Here is a 15,609-nt window from a genome sequence, read left to right as displayed (position 1 = left end):
TGGAAAAAATGAGTGCTTAGGGTCATTCAATAAACGATTTTGAAGTGAATTTTGGAAACAGATTAAATACTAAAATGATTAGCATTTTTTATCCTTAATAAAAAAACAGCACCAATATTATTGGCATCGAGATAAAGGAGAGCACAATAACCTTCACTAATTTTAGAAGTAATTTATGACGTTGAATAAGCTCCGTATTCCCTATATTTTTAATTTCTTTGGAAACATTGAAAATGATTAAATTGTTCAATCTTCTACCTTTAAAGGGACCAAAACTAATTGAATAGGCGTTATAAAGCAATGGATCTACTTTCTTAAGTAAAACACTAAAGTGATTTAATTCAATTGAAAAATTGATTGCAAAAAACACAAATCCAGCAAACATATAGAAAATTGGAATGTAGTTTTTAACCTGTCCTGAAACGAAGCTAATTCCAAGGATATACAATACAGTAACAACTATAAAATAGATGGTGAAGAACTTTGATTTTTTCTCTAAAATCCCTTTCATATTTATTGGTTTCCTTTAGTTTGATTAGTAACAAATTACTTAATAAACCATTTAAATAGATCGACTTGAAATTTCATTTTCTTTACTCCAAATATAAATGGTTCCAAATAGTAGCGGAAAAAGAATCGTTAAAAAGAACCACATATTCCTTTCTTCTTTTTCACACTTGGTATTTTTCCAAATTCTAATCAAAGTTATTATTACAGCGATTGCATAAAATAAACCTAATATTCTATTAATCATGTCAAGTATTTCCCAGCTTTCAATAATTTCAAAAGCAATAAAAGGGTCGTAAAATGACCATAAATTAATGGTTCCAAGAATAAAACAGATTGAGATGATAATTTTCAAAAAAATACTTTGCTTTTTTAAAATCATTTTTTTCTATAAATAAAATTTAAGGAAAGAATTTCATCAAAAAAAGCTAAATATAGATCAGCATATAGCCTACAGCCAGAAGCGGCCAAAGGCCTACCCAACCTTCTCCTCCGAACTCAACGAACTCTTCAAATCAGGCAACATCGTTAATACAGTTTTAATAATCCCTTTGGCATCGTATCCTGCTTCTTCAAAAAGTTGTTCTTGTGTTCCGTGGTGAACATATTGATCAGGAATTCCAAGTCTTTTTACTTTCGAAGAATAACCTTGGTCTACCATGAATTCTAGAATTGCACTTCCCATTCCTCCCATAATACAACCATCTTCTACGGTGATTACTTTATCGAATTTTGTAAATATTTCATGCAATAAACTTTCGTCTAATGGTTTTACAAATCGCATGTCGTAATGAGCAACCGAAGCGCCCATTCCTTCCAATTCTTTGATGGCATCTTGTGCGAAGTTTCCTGGATGACCAATAGATAAAATCGCGATGTCTTCTCCAGTTGTTACTTTACGACCAGTTCCAACTTTCATTGGTTTCATCACAGTTTTCCATTCTGTCATTACTCCTTTACCCCTTGGATAACGAATGCTGAATGGCCCCATGTTTTCTTGCTGCGCTGTGAACATCATGTTTCTCAACTCTGACTCGTTCATTGGTGCTGACACAATCATGTTCGGAATACTGCGCATATATGCGATATCGTATGCTCCGTGGTGTGTTGCTCCATCTGCTCCAGCAAATCCAGCTCTATCTAAACAAAAAACAACGTTTAAATTTTGCAATGCTACGTCATGAATAACCTGATCATAGGCACGTTGCATGAACGAAGAGTAGATATTACAGAATGGAACTAAACCTTGTGTTGCCAATCCTGCACAAAAAGTTACTGCATGTTGTTCTGCAATTCCCACATCGAATGAACGATCTGGCATTGCTTCCATCATGATATTTAACGAAGAACCAGAAGGCATCGCAGGAGTTACTCCCATGATTTTCTCATTTTTCTCTGCTAATTCAACGATGGTATGTCCGAAAACATCTTGGTATTTTGGAGGTTGAGGAGAACTTGGAACAATCTTTACAATCTCACCAGTTTCCTTATTAAAAACTCCTGGCGCGTGCCATTGAGTTGGGTTTCCTTCCTCAGAAAATTTGAATCCTTTTCCTTTTTTAGTAATACAATGTAAAATCTTAGGGCCAGGAATATCTTTTAAATCTTCTAATATTTTTGCCAATCCTATTACATCATGACCATCAACTGGTCCGAAGTAACGGAAATTTAATGCTTCAAAAAGATTACTTTGTTTTAATAAACTTCCTTTTAAAGCAGTTGAAACTTTACTGACAACTGAACGAGCATCTGGACCAAATTTTGAAATTTTCTCCAACATTGCCCAAACCTCATCTTTTACTTTATTGTACGTATGAGAAGTTGTGATGTCCGTTAAATAATCTCTTAACGCACCAACATTTGGGTCAATCGACATACAGTTATCGTTCAAAACCACCAATAAGTTAGCGTCTTTCTCGAATCCAGCATGATTTAAACCTTCAAATGCTAAACCTGCTGTCATTGCTCCATCACCAATTACGGCAATGTGGTGACGTTCAGGAAAACCTTTGTAACGATTGGCAACCGCCATTCCTAAAGCTCCAGAAATTGAAGTAGAAGAATGTCCTACACCAAAAGTATCATATTCACTTTCGCTGCGTTTTGGGAAACCACTTATTCCACCTTTCGTACGATTGGTAGGGAAAGAATCTCTTCTTCCAGTCAAAATCTTGTGACCGTAAGCTTGGTGTCCAACATCCCAAACCAATTGATCGGTTGGTGTATCAAAAACATAATGCAAAGCAACCGTTAATTCAACAACTCCTAGACTTGCGCCAAAGTGTGAATTACCAATTTCGGATACTACATCAATAATGTATTGACGCACTTCCTCAGAAACTTGAGGTAATTGTTCTTCCGTTAACTTTCTTAAGTCTGCCGGATTATTGATGTCTTTTAAAAGTTGACCTGGTTTATATTTCGCCATTTGTTAGAATCGTATGGGTGCAAAAGTACATTTACTTATTATAGATACAAAACACTTTAAACTTAATTAATGTTCATAGATTGTTTTGAATTTTATAACAAGGTGTAATTTAAGATATTTTGGGGGAAATGCAAGGAGGTAAAAGATCAATTTGAAATTCGAATACCTCAACTTTTAATCAATAAAGAACTGTATAACATACACTCAAAACTATAAACCCTAGAGGAACAACATGTTAATGACCAAGTACGTAAGTCCTCGGTGTAAAAAAAAGAACGACAAAACAAAACCCGACAAAATCAAAATAATTGCATGCAATTATTTTGATTTTGTCGGGTTTTGTAGTGGATTATATCATTAAAAGATGGACTTACGTCCATCTCTATTAATATACCGTCTCGCTGGGACTAAACCATTAATACACAGCACATCAATTACTTATAGACTATGAAACTTAAAAGACTCATCTTCTCTATTTTTCAATCCCCCCCCATTATAAGTTCGCTCTACAAACTTTACGCCTCCATTTTTATCTATAAAAAGCAAAGTAGAACAGCGGGTTCCATATCCTTTTGTATCGATAAAAATAGAGGATATCGCCATTTCTAATTCTTTTGTTAATCCAGTGTTAGGTAGTTGATGCAATACGGCTTTCTTTTCATTTTTGAGAATGGAAAACAAAGTTTCTTGATCAATTGTATTCTTCTGAATTTTATCTTCCAATTCATTTTTGGCTACTTCCAACTTCGGCCAAGGTGTGTTTAACAAAGCATTGCTCACTCCATGAATTCCTGGTTGGATTTCGGTAATTTCATCAGTAATATTCGAATAATGAAATAGTCCTTTTTCATCTCCTACCAAAAGATTAAACCCGTTATACTTTGAAGCTTCTTCTCGTAAATTCGAAAGATATTCTTCTCCTGTTTCAGCAGATGCTAAAAAATTAGGAATTAAATCTCCGCGCGTTGGTGCATCCTCTTTAATATTTTCAATATCTCTGTGATTAGTTACCGCAGCCCATTTTCCGTTTTTACTTACCCCAAACCAAGTTCCTCCTCCTTTTAAATCTTTTCCTGCAAGAATTTCAGGCTGCATCTCTTCATCCCAATAATGTGCTTTTTGCGTTGGACGATCATAAAACTCATCTCTATTAGCGATAAGAATTAAGGGATATTCTTTAGAAATTTTATAGGCAAATGCGATTAGACACATGGTTGTGAATTTAAAATGTATTGAATAAGATAACAGTTAAATGTTTGGTGATTTTTAATATCATCTAAGAAATCTTTGTAAACCATCTGGGTCTTGTCTGCTCCCCCACAATGCTACTATAAGAATATGAACATCAAGGATTTCGTAAATCATCAGATAATCTTTAACTACAACAATCCTCACATTCTTTTTATTTGTAGGTCGGCCAATTCTAGGATAGTTCCGGATTAATTTAGTTGTATTTTTAAATGAACTATTTAGTTTTAAACTATACTGATTAGAATCATTTCTAAGTTTCCAATATTCAAGTATATCCATTCGATCAACTTTCGCCCTATTTGACCAGACTACTTGCCTAACCATTCTTCAATTTCCTTATTCGATTGTTCGTCAGTTAAAAACTCACCTCTTTTATATTGGGCTCTTGCTTCTTCTATAGCAAGGTTTTGCTTTTCGCTCAATTGATATACTTCTCGCGTACTATTATCTTGAACAAGATAATTATAAAGCTCCTCCAGTAAAACATTATCTGTAGAAGCTTTTATCTGGTCAATTAATTTATTTTTAAGTTCATTCGTATTCATCATTGATAGATTTTAATCTAAAATAGATATTTTTCATCAGACAACCTATTAAATGATTTAAAACCTAAAAGTCAATCCAGCCATAAATTGAAATGCATTTACTGGATATCCATTCCAACGTTGGTAGCTTTGTGCGGCTACGTTATTGAAATTTGCGAAAATTGATAAACGTTTTGTATACCTAAATTCTGCACCAATATTTAAGTCAGCTATTGGACCTAAACTTCTGTAATAAATTCCGTCTTCCAACTCAGCTCCTTCAACTGTTGGATCAAAAACTCTTGCTTTAGCTCCTGTTTTCAATGTGAAATCAACTTTTGCGATTAATTTATCAGCTATGTTGTATGCTCCTCTAGTGATTAATTCAACTTGTGGCAAATTCCATGCATAAGGATTGTTGTTCGCTGCATAAGTATTGAATCTTCCAATTACATCGATTTTCAATTTTTCATTTTGTTGGTAGGAAATACTTCCTGAAATTGTTGTTACAGAAATCGTGTCATATTCTACGCGGAATTGATTTCCTGATGAATAAATCGTGTCATTTGTAAATAAAGCGTGATTTCTCCAGTTCTTAAATGCTACATTGGCGTTAAAACTAATGCGAGAAGTCAAAGTTCCTTTGATCCCGAAATGAAACTCGTATCTACTTTCATTTTTAATTTGATTATTTGATCCAATAAACTCATTTACTCCTGCTAAATGAGCGAAACGTTGTTGGTGCAACCCTCCTTCAACTCCAGCATAAGGAATAAAAATATCGTTGAATAAGGAATAACGCACTTCTGCAATTGGATATAAACTTGCTTTCGTTTCATCGTGAATATCTAATGCAAATTCACCTCCAACTTTGAATTTTAGCTTTTCATTCATCCCGTAAAAGCTTGTTACTGGACGCAATTGAATTACCGTATTTTTAGATACAATTCCAGTGTCTAAAAGAGATATTGAAGTGTCTCCAATTCCATATTTATACCCGTTGTATCCAACATTCAAATCGGCACGTAAGTTTGACAATAAAACATTTGAGCTGGTATTGTATTGCCAACTTGTTTTTACTCCAAAATAATTTTCTTTTCCTCTCCAATCTTCAAGACTGTCAATTTCTGGTTTTCTATCACTGAAATTATCATATTCAATTCCAATTCTATAATTCAACATTGCTGAATCTTTCTTGTGAGAATCGTAAAACGCATTAAATCCAAAGGATTGATAACGCTGTTTGATACTGTCTCTGTCTGCATCTGGATTTTTAAATCCGTAATAATGTAAACCTTGGTTTAGATAATGCGCTCCACCTCCATAAGAGAATCGGCTTTCTTCAACTTTACCAAATGCTTTAACTGATGTTTTGTCATATTGAGAAGGCGCATAATCACTGATTTGCCCCCATTCTGAATGATGTAAAGCATGTGCTCCCCAATTAAACTTTCTAGAACGTGTTGAATTGTAGTACACTTCTCCTAATCCCATCAAACGGCTTCCTCCACCCACTTTAGCATAGCCATTGTATAATTGAGTAAGCTGAGGACGGTGGCGAATATTTGCGGGTTCTATTCCTTCTACTTCAAATGAAGTTTCTTCTTTGAGCACCAATAAAGGATAAACCAAAACAGGTGAAGTAATTGCAGTGTCAATCATCGTTGGACGTAAATAAATCCTTGATGCTGGCGCAATCGAACGATCTGAACTCGTTACGATATTTACATCCCCTTCTTTTTGACCAAAGGCAGTTGGTAAAGTAAAAAATACGCTTGTAATTGCGCTTAGAAATAAAACTACGTGCTTATTCATCGCCTCCATTATTTATGTCAATCATTCTATTTGTATCGTCCTCAAAGTTATTTGGCGAATTTTTCAATTGCATTAATTCAGACTTCACTTTGTCTACTTCTTGCAATACACCATCTTCCTGATTCGGGTAATTATTTATCACTAAATTGATGGTTTGTTCCGCTTGAAATAAATCATCTTTCATCATAAATACTCTTGCTTGAAGAATTAAAGATTTCGCAATCCAAAAGTCATAAGCTGGCTTTCGTTTCAATAATTCATTGTGTAATTTCTCCGCATTTGCATAATCTTTCAAATGATAATTAGCAAACGTTAAAGTATACAAAGCTTCTGTCCCTCTAACTTTACCTGTATTATCTGCTGTCCAACGCAAGAAAGTCAATGATTTTTGATACTCTTTTGTTTCAAACATTGACATTCCAGCAATGTAATTTCCTTCAATGCGAACTTCTTTATCATCCAACAATTCATCTTGCAATACTTTATTTGCAGCAACGGCAGCTTTAGCATAATTCTCAAGAATGAAATTTGTACGCATTAATCCAACACGGGTATTGAAAATAATTTGCGCTTTAGACGCCAAACTTTCTAGCTTTTCATAATGTGGCAAAGCCCGACTGTACTCCTTATTGTTATACAATAATTTTGAAGTTCTCACCAATGCTTCTTCTGTATAAGCTGAATTTGGTCGATTAATGATGTTTTCATAATAAGTAATCGCTAAGTTCTCTTCACTTCTTTGGTAATATATGTCCGCCAAATAACTCAACAATTGAACTGAAAAACGACCATTTGGATAGCGCTTCAAGTATTTATTCAATTCTGGAATTGCTTCATCGTAATTTTCATTCACATACAATTCACTTGCTGTTTCGTAGAAGAAAATTTCTTCATCGTCTTCTGAAATATCAGCACATGCATATTCTTTGCTTAAACTCACGATTTCATCTTGGCGACGAGTAGCTCTGTAAACATCCACAATTCCTTGCGTTGCTCTTTTACATGTTTGATCATCCAAAGTAAACTCGCTCAAAACACGGCGGAAATAGCTCTCAGATTCTTGATATTTCTGTTGCTTGAATTTAATATCTGCAATTTCTATCAATGCATCTTTTACTAAAATATTGTTTGGATAATTCTTTACGATATTATCAAAATGAGTTAATGCTTGATCATAATTTCCACCATTTTTATAACTCATTGCGATGTCAAATTTCGCTGGAATTACAAAAGATGATTTTGGATGATCTTTTAAAATTCTATTCAAAGTAGAAATCTGTGCGTCTCTTTTTCCTGGAATTAGTTTATAAACCTTAGACAAAGAATAAAGATATTGATCCTTTTTTGCGATTTCATAACTCAAAGCTTTTTCATAATTCAATGCCGATTTTTGGAAATCAGGATCGTCTTTGGTGTAATAACAATCTCCAATTCTCGCATAAGCATCTGCCAACTTAATATCGTCTTGAATGTTATTTAATTGCGTGAATGTTCTAAAAGCTTGAATGGCTTGCGTCCAATCTTTTTGTTCAAAATAAGCATAGGCAATATTGTAATACGCAGCTTCTTTGAGTGTTAAATCATTCATTCCCGGAACATTCAAAAACTCTCTGTATTCCTTCATTGCTAATTTCCATTCTGCCATCATGTAATGTGCGTCAGCTTCCCAGAATTTTGCTTTCCCCGTAATCATTGGGTCGATATCATATTTCGCAACACCTTTTAATGCTTCTACACACCCAGGATAATCTCCACGCTCATATTTTTCAATTCCCATATTATAAGAAACTACTTGATATGCTGTTTTCAACTTGATGTTTAAAACTGGAATACGATTCAATGATTTTAAAGCCTCCTCATAGTTTTTAGTGCTTGAATAAACATTCACCAAATAACTATACACGTCTTCTTTTCTTTCTGATTTTGGAAATTCTCTTAAGAAAAATTCAAAAGCCTTAATTGCTTCGTTGTATGGATTGTAATCTAATTTGTAAGATAAAACCGCATAATTATAAAGCGCATCTTCCTGCACAACAAGATTAAAATCTAAAGCTGCAGCAGATCTAAAAGCCGTTCTCGCATAATTGAGTTCTTCTTTATATAGATAAGATTGCGCAATATGATAAAAAGAAGTTTGTCCTAGCTGATCTTCTGTTCGAGAAACACGGTCAAACATTTTAATCGCTTTATCGTATTGTTTACTTTTGAAATAAGAATAGGCCAAAGAATAACTTTGATCTCTGGTCATTTGTTTTCTGTTGCTATAATCTTCTAAATAGGCAACAGCTTCGTCGAATTTTTCAACTTTATAATATGCGTCACCAATTAAGAGGTTCATTTCTGCAGAATTGTTACTGATTCCATTTTCTTCTGCTGAAAAATCTGGAGCAAATTCAGTTACTTTTTCATAATCTCCTAGTAAATAATAAATCTGAGTGAGATAATAGGAAACCTCATCTTTAAAAGTTGGATTTTCTCTTAATTTTAAAAAACCAACCAAGGCTTCACTATACGTTTTGTTTTTATAAGCAATGTGAGAATAATAATACAAAGCCGGAGCGCTAAAACTTGAGTTTCCATCTTTGATGTCGAAAAACTCATTTCTTGCTGCAGGATAATCACTTAATTGAAAGTTAGCATATCCTAATTTGAAATGATAAGCTGCAATTGAAGCTGTATCAATTGCTGTAGGATCGGTTTTATCTAACCATTCTCTCGCATCTTGATATTTTTTTCTTTGGTAAAAGTGTTCTCCAATTTTAAAATAGATTCCGTTTTTATAAATACTCTCAGGGTAATCATTATTGAATTCCATTAATATTTTCACCGCATCGGTGTTGTACAATTCCAATGCGGAAATTCCAACATAGTAACGCGCCTTAATATATTGCGGATCTTCCTGTTCGTGAAAACCTGCTAAGAAAGTAGTAAAAACTTCTCGTGCAGCGCCGTACTGCTCTTTTTCAAACAATTCCTCTGCCCTGTAAAAATCAGCATATTCTCCACTGTATTTCTCAGTGGATTGACTCCAAACAACTGTTGACAGAAGGATGGAAACGAGAAAAATAAAACCACGTGGTGTAATCATCTTACGACTTTAATAAATACATTTACTTTAACTTATAAAAATAGGGAGTATAGCGATGGGAAAATTGCAAGCGCTGAAAAGTTTTAAACGCAAATCTGTTAAGATTGTTATTTGCTTCCATTAATTTCTTTTATTATTTTGTTGATATTTGTAAAAACAATCAGAAGTGGAGAAGGTAATCAATATTATTCAAGGAAGAGTTGAGCAGAAAAAAGTAACTGTTTTGCAAGATGTTAACGTAACAATTTCTTCCAAAGAATTTGTTTACCTCATTGGAAAGACGGGTTCTGGGAAGAGTAGTTTTCTAAAAACGCTTTATGCTGACCTGCGTCTTGTTGATGGAGAAGGAGAAGTTGTTGGTTTTGACCTTAACAAACTCAAGAAACGTGAGATTCCTTTATTGAGAAGAAAGATTGGAATTGTGTTTCAAGACTTTCAATTGCTGACTGATCGTTCTGTGATGAAAAACCTGTTTTTTGTCATGAAAGCGACAGGCTGGAAAAAGAAAGCGGTAATGGAACAACGTGGACTTGAAGTACTAAGAATGGTTGGAATCGAAGAAAAAGCTTACAAAATGCCACACGAACTTTCTGGTGGTGAACAACAAAGGGTTTCTATCGCAAGAGCTTTAATAAACAATCCAGAATTGATCTTAGCAGATGAGCCAACAGGAAATTTAGATCCTGAAACTTCTGGCGCAATTATGAATTTGTTACATGCAATTGCCAAAGAAGGAACAGCTTTATTGATGGCCACTCACGATATGGGATTGGTAGAAAAATTTCCAGGAAGAGTTTTACGTGTAGAGAAAAACACAATCAGAGAAGTGGAAGCTTTAGAGAATTTTAATCCTTTTGAGGTGAAGGAATTTTAGGGTTCTGAATTCCTCAATCTGCATTAATCTAAAATCACTATTGTTCTAATACCCAAATTGCTGTAACCCTTAAAGAGGAGTCTATTGAAATATTATTGTTTTCAGCTCTTTCACGAACAGACTTCATCCAACCTTCATCCGATTTTAAATACTTTATCGTATTTTGAATACTTTTTTCATAAACTGGAGATTGAGGATCGCTACTTACAACAGGATATAGTTCTTTTTCTACTCCGTTATTAACAGCACCACTATAGTCAGGTTCTTGAAGTAATCCCCAATAATGATTAGGTGTGTAATCTTTAAAAAAGATGGTTTTGTAACCTTCCCATGTCATACTATCAAAATGAATAATCCCTTTCCCATATTGCCAAGACTGAAATAAGTTTACACGCATCAGAAGAAATGGGATAAGAAGCAAAGCATAACGCCATTTACTTCCAAGCATCCAATCTAACAGCGCTGCCAAAGGTATGGCCATAAAAGGCAAAATATCAATTAACGTTCTAGCACCAAAACTTCCTCCGTACCACCAGCACCACCAACTAAAAGTAACATAAAAGAAAATCGGTAAAAAGATGATAATTGCCCAAAAATACATTCTTTGAATTTTGAATAATCTCACCATTCCAAACAATGCAAAGAACATTAACGGAGTATAAATAAACCATCCTTTTCTAAAAGAAAATAAGCCTTCCCAAACATGCGGATTCAACCAAAAGAAACCTTCTTTTCCGTAAGAATATGATAAAATACTTCCTGTTTGAAACTTCCAGAAAATAAGCTGTGGTAGAATGATTAATATTCCACCCAAAAGAACTGGAATTATGTATGAAAAAGGAAGGAAAAGAGTTTTAAAATATGCGATCCAACTTATATCTCTATTTTTCAGTAAAATGATAATCGGTAAAATAAAAAGAATATTTATTGGTCGAACAAGAACAATTAACCCTAAAAGGATTCCAATTAAAAAGCTTTTCCATATCCCTTTTCGATTCAACCAATTTTGAACGAGATACAATAGCGCTGAAAGCAAGAAAAAGGTAATAGGGTGTGACATTCCTGTTTCATAAACAGAGTATAAATATAAATTAGTACCAAAAACAATTAAAATAACAGTCAGCAAACTTGCCAATTCAGTAAACGTTCTTTTTAAAACTAACCACAGGAAAATGAATCCCATTATAGTGTAAAAAGCAGAAGAAATAGAAATCGCTAAATGATAAGGTTCGGAATATCCATCTGCTTCATATTTGTCACTTGAAAGAGCGTAAAGATGGCCAACATAGAAGAAAGGTAGATCCATAAAAGCTACTCCCATACTCATCTTTACAGAATTCCTTCCAATTTCTGAAGTGCGTACTCGGTACTTTCCTGAATTGAGTGTGTCTTTAAGTTCGAAAAATGGATCGTTGTTTATTATCGTCGCAGGTAAATAAGTGTAATAAATAGAAACATCCGATCGAATAATCCTTTGTTTTTCCCATGGCGCATTTTCAATATTCTGCCAAAGTAAAATCAAAGACATCAAAGCTAGGACTGCAACTGAACCGTATTTTTTAAAAGTTTGTTTGGTCATTTTATTAGTACTAAAGTTAAACTACTTTACCTTTTTATTCTCGAACAACCATATCACATGATTCCTAAGGACTGAATCTACAGATTGATTTCTATCCATTGCTTTAAGTTCAATTTCCTTTATCCATTTTTCATCAGTTTTAATATATTCAATCATATTTTGAATATCTTCTTCAGAAAAAGTGGGAACAGGGTCATTTAGTATGGGAAGAGAAACCTTTTCAATTCCATATTTTAAGGCGTTAACATAATCAGGTTTGCGCAGTTGGCCCCAATATTCGTCTGGTGTATAATGTTTTAAGAATATTGTTTTATATCCTTCAAAAGTCATGGAATCGTAATGAAGCATTTTGTGTGAATACTGCCAGGATTGATAAAGATTTACATAAACGAAATAGAGAGGAATGATTAAAATAATCAAACGCCATCTTTTTTGAAAAATCCAATCAATTAAACCCGCTAAGGGAAACGCCATAAAAGGAAGAATATCAATAAGTGTCCGCGCACCAAAACTTCCTCCGTACCACCAACTCCACCAACTAAATGTAATGTATAAAAAAAGAGGCAAAAAGAATGCAATTGCCCAGAAATACATCTTTTGAATTTTATACAATCTGACCATTCCATATAGCGCAAAAAGCATTAAAGGAGTATAAATGAACCAACCCTTTCTAAACGAGAACAAGCCTTCCCATATATGCGGGTTTGACCAGAAAAAACCTTCATCGCCATAAGTGTAATACACAAGACTTCCTGTTTGTATTTTCCAGAAAATGAGTTGAGGTAAAATGATTAAAAACCCACCTAGAACAATGGCCAAGACATAAGAAAATGGAAGAAATAGTTGTTTTAAGTAAGCGCTCCACTTTAAATCTTGGGTTTTAAACAAAAGTATAAGTGGCAGAATAAAAAGTATATTAATTGGCCGAACAAGTACAATTAGACCTAAAATCGCACCCATCAAAATACTTTTCCACATCTTTTTTTGACTTAACCAATTGTGAATCAAATACAAGAGTGCTGAAAGCAAGAAAAAAGTACAAGGATGTGACAATCCTGTTTCATAAATAGAATAGTAATATAAATTTGTTCCGACTCCAATGAAAAGGATAGTCAGCAAACTTATTAAATCCGAAAACGTTCTTTTTAAAACTAACCAAAGGAAAATAAGTCCCATAATCATATAAAAAACAGACGATAAGGAAATGGCCAATTGATAAGGTTCGGAATAACCATCCACAGCGTAATTATCATTGGAAAGTGCGTAAAGATGTCCACCATAAAAAAATGGTAAATTCATCATTGCAACTCCCATACTCATTTTCACGGCATTCCTACCAATAGGTGAAGTATGCGTTCCATACCTTTTTATTTTATCAGGAGTTTCGAGTTCAAGAAAAGGATCTTTATTGATTATGGTAGCAGGCAAGTAGATGTGGTAAACTTTTGCATCTGTTTGAATGACTTCTTTCTCTCTCCAAGGAGATTGTTCAATGTTTTGCCAAAGCAATATCAAGGACATCAATGCTATGACAGCGACTGATCGAAATTCTTTGATTTTTTGTTTGGTCATATAACTTGAAATTCAGTTTTTTTTGGAAATACTTTAATAGTAAGAAATTCGAAGTTTATACTCCATTTTCAAAAGTAACATTATTTCTATTAATTAATGATTGGAAAATTTCGTTTTGAGTGAAAGGATATGCCTATTCATTTAAAATCAACTAATATAATTCGCTTTGATTCTCTATAAATAGTAGTTTTAGAGAAAAACTGATAATTTTATAGATTACATTTGATTCGAAATAAAAGTATAATATGAAATCATTATTCTCAATCTTTTTTCTTGTTTTTTCACTGTTCCTAATTTCATCCTGCAGTAAACAACCAGATGTTTTTTTAGAGCTAAATATCCCTCAAGACATTAGCTTTATAGGTCATAAAGGAAGTGGAACTATTAATGAAAATGGAAACATTGAATTGATAGAAAATTCGTGGGAAGCCATTGCTAATGCCATAAATTCGATTGATGGAAGCGAAATGGATTTACAACTCAGTGCAGATTCTACTCTGTGGATTTTCCATGATGACAGTCTTTATAATTGTAATGGTTCTTTGATAAATTTTTCTTTATTCAATGACGATGAACTTTCCAAAATAAGTGAATGCCATTACAACTCAACTCTTATTAAGTTATCTGATTTTTTACGAAAAGCGCAGCAAGAAGAATGGAAAGAAAAATTAATTTGCTTTGACATGAAGGTTTTCTATAATCTTGAAACCATACATTTATTTAAAGATTACACAGATTTTTCAATATTTGTTAGAGACAAACTCAATCGACTTATTCAAGAAAGTAAGATTGAAACTAAAATCATATTTGAGGTTTTCAATACTCAACAATTTAAGGTTTTTGACAGTGTATTTAAAGGTCAAACATATTTGGTAGATCCTTTCCCTACTGAAGAATCAATTTCAGCAAACAACAATGAACAAATCAACTTATCTCTTCCCATTCATAATCTACCGAAAAACCTTAATCCCAACGAAGTTAAAATTCAAGATCTTTGGACGATAAATTCAGCCAATGAATTCTTTGAAGCTTTGGTTTTATCTCCTGAAATAATGCAAAGTGATAACATCCCAATGATGCAATTTTTTGAAGCGATTCAAAGTGGTCAAAAAGCGCTAAGACTATCACATAAAAATGAATCTGTAAAAACAAATGACAAAGAGTTTCATTCGCTGTTAACGCTAAATCTTCCGCTGGAAAAGGATCAATTAATTGAATTTAAAACATTAAAAGGTGATTATCAAAAGGAGGTATTATTGGTTTTTAAAGCGGTGGATGAAAATGGTAATTCAGTTCATTGGCAAGGTATCGATTTATCAGAAAAACCGAATTCATATTTCTTTATCAATCCTGAATTCTTAGCATTTAAAAATGCCAAAACTGTGCACATAAACATTTGGAATAAATCCCGTTCAAAATTGAATAATGAATACAGTTTTTCTCAATTTGAATTGGAATAAATGCATAGTTCTAAACAGTATCACATTTTAGTTCAAAATCTGTGAATTAAAAACACTCTGTTGAAACTTCACGCCTTTGTTAGCGAGGAAATAGTTTTTGTATCTTTTGATCATTACAATCTGCGAAAAAAAAAGTTAGCACGCTGATTAAAATTGATTTCTACAATAAAGTCAACACATTTTCTGGTGGTCTTCCCACAACAGCTTTGTCTCCTTTAACGAAAATTGGTCGCTCAATTAACTTTGGATATTCAATAAACGCTGAGATCCATTCGTCATCAGATAAAGTTTTTCCTTTGAAATTCTCCTTATAGTCTGCTTCTCCTTTTCTAACAATTTGCTCTGCTTTCATCCCTAGCTTTTTGAGTAAATCTTTCAATTCCTCTTTATTGGGTGTGTTTTCAAGGTACTTTACAACTTCAACATCAACGCCTTTTTCTTCCAATAATTGTAGCGCACTTCTGCTTTTTGAACAGCGTGGATTGTGATAAATTTTCATGATAAAAAATAA

12 protein-coding genes and 1 pseudogene are annotated in these 15,609 nt (G+C 33.4%); 2 read left to right on the top strand and 11 right to left on the bottom strand.

Going from position 1 to position 15,609, the window contains the following annotated elements:
• Nucleotides 1–94: 94 nt before the first annotated feature.
• The 8 genes from ERX46_RS02755 to ERX46_RS02720 all read right to left on the bottom strand — a co-directional run bounded on the left by ERX46_RS02755 (nt 95) and on the right by ERX46_RS02720 (nt 9,613).
• Nucleotides 95–511, bottom strand: coding sequence for a hypothetical protein (locus ERX46_RS02755; RefSeq protein WP_130092297.1), 417 nt, complete (start codon nt 509–511; stop codon nt 95–97).
• A gap of 51 nt (nt 512–562) precedes the next feature.
• Nucleotides 563–889, bottom strand: a complete 327-nt coding sequence (locus ERX46_RS02750) for a hypothetical protein (protein WP_130092296.1) — start codon at nt 887–889, stop codon at nt 563–565.
• Between the two features lie 93 nt (nt 890–982).
• On the bottom strand, nt 983–2,935 hold the full coding sequence (gene dxs, locus ERX46_RS02745) for a 1-deoxy-D-xylulose-5-phosphate synthase (protein WP_130092295.1): 1,953 nt from the start codon (nt 2,933–2,935) through the stop codon (nt 983–985).
• A 438-nt stretch (nt 2,936–3,373) separates the two neighbouring features.
• Nucleotides 3,374–4,147, bottom strand: coding sequence for an NRDE family protein (locus tag ERX46_RS02740; protein ID WP_130092294.1), 774 nt, complete (start codon nt 4,145–4,147; stop codon nt 3,374–3,376).
• A gap of 60 nt (nt 4,148–4,207) precedes the next feature.
• Complete coding sequence (locus tag ERX46_RS02735; protein ID WP_165366126.1) at nt 4,208–4,465, bottom strand: type II toxin-antitoxin system RelE/ParE family toxin; 258 nt, start codon at nt 4,463–4,465, stop codon at nt 4,208–4,210.
• A 29-nt stretch (nt 4,466–4,494) separates the two neighbouring features.
• Nucleotides 4,495–4,734: a hypothetical protein gene (locus ERX46_RS02730; protein ID WP_130092292.1), complete on the bottom strand. Its 240-nt coding sequence runs from the start codon at nt 4,732–4,734 to the stop codon at nt 4,495–4,497.
• Nucleotides 4,735–4,788: 54 nt separating this feature from the next.
• Nucleotides 4,789–6,525: a hypothetical protein gene (locus ERX46_RS02725; RefSeq protein WP_130092291.1), complete on the bottom strand. Its 1,737-nt coding sequence runs from the start codon at nt 6,523–6,525 to the stop codon at nt 4,789–4,791.
• Nucleotides 6,518–9,613 (bottom strand): tetratricopeptide repeat protein, encoded by a 3,096-nt coding sequence (locus ERX46_RS02720; RefSeq protein WP_130092290.1) that lies wholly within the window; start codon nt 9,611–9,613, stop codon nt 6,518–6,520. The genes ERX46_RS02725 and ERX46_RS02720 overlap by 8 nt, the downstream gene beginning before the upstream one ends.
• Before the next feature lie 166 nt (nt 9,614–9,779).
• Between ERX46_RS02720 and ERX46_RS02715 the strand changes: the two are divergent.
• Nucleotides 9,780–10,295: pseudogene (locus tag ERX46_RS02715) on the top strand (cell division ATP-binding protein FtsE); the annotation flags it as partial.
• Nucleotides 10,296–10,524: 229 nt separating this feature from the next.
• On the opposite strand, the gene ERX46_RS02710 reads toward ERX46_RS02715, so the two are convergent.
• Nucleotides 10,525–12,066 (bottom strand): glycosyltransferase family 39 protein, encoded by a 1,542-nt coding sequence (locus tag ERX46_RS02710; protein ID WP_130092288.1) that lies wholly within the window; start codon nt 12,064–12,066, stop codon nt 10,525–10,527.
• 21 nt (nt 12,067–12,087) lie between these two features.
• Nucleotides 12,088–13,638 carry a glycosyltransferase family 39 protein gene (locus tag ERX46_RS02705; protein WP_130092287.1) on the bottom strand — a complete coding sequence of 517 codons (1,551 nt, stop codon included), beginning with the start codon at nt 13,636–13,638 and terminating at the stop codon, nt 12,088–12,090.
• Between the two features lie 245 nt (nt 13,639–13,883).
• Here ERX46_RS02705 and ERX46_RS02700 point away from each other — a divergent pair, with 245 nt between their 5' ends.
• The gene (locus ERX46_RS02700) at nt 13,884–15,098 is read left to right on the top strand and encodes a glycerophosphodiester phosphodiesterase (RefSeq protein ID WP_130092286.1); all 1,215 of its coding nucleotides are present in this window, start codon (nt 13,884–13,886) and stop codon (nt 15,096–15,098) included.
• A gap of 160 nt (nt 15,099–15,258) precedes the next feature.
• Here the strand turns inward: ERX46_RS02700 and arsC are convergent, their stop codons facing one another.
• On the bottom strand, nt 15,259–15,597 hold the full coding sequence (gene arsC / locus ERX46_RS02695; protein ID WP_130092285.1) for an arsenate reductase (glutaredoxin): 339 nt from the start codon (nt 15,595–15,597) through the stop codon (nt 15,259–15,261).
• Nucleotides 15,598–15,609 lie beyond the last annotated feature (12 nt).

The organism is Brumimicrobium glaciale, from assembly GCF_004152935.1.
In the GTDB taxonomy this organism is placed as follows: domain Bacteria; phylum Bacteroidota; class Bacteroidia; order Flavobacteriales_D; family Crocinitomicaceae; genus Brumimicrobium; species Brumimicrobium glaciale.
The sequence above is the reverse complement of the archived record's forward strand: the minus strand, read 5'-3'. Positions and strand labels throughout refer to the sequence as shown.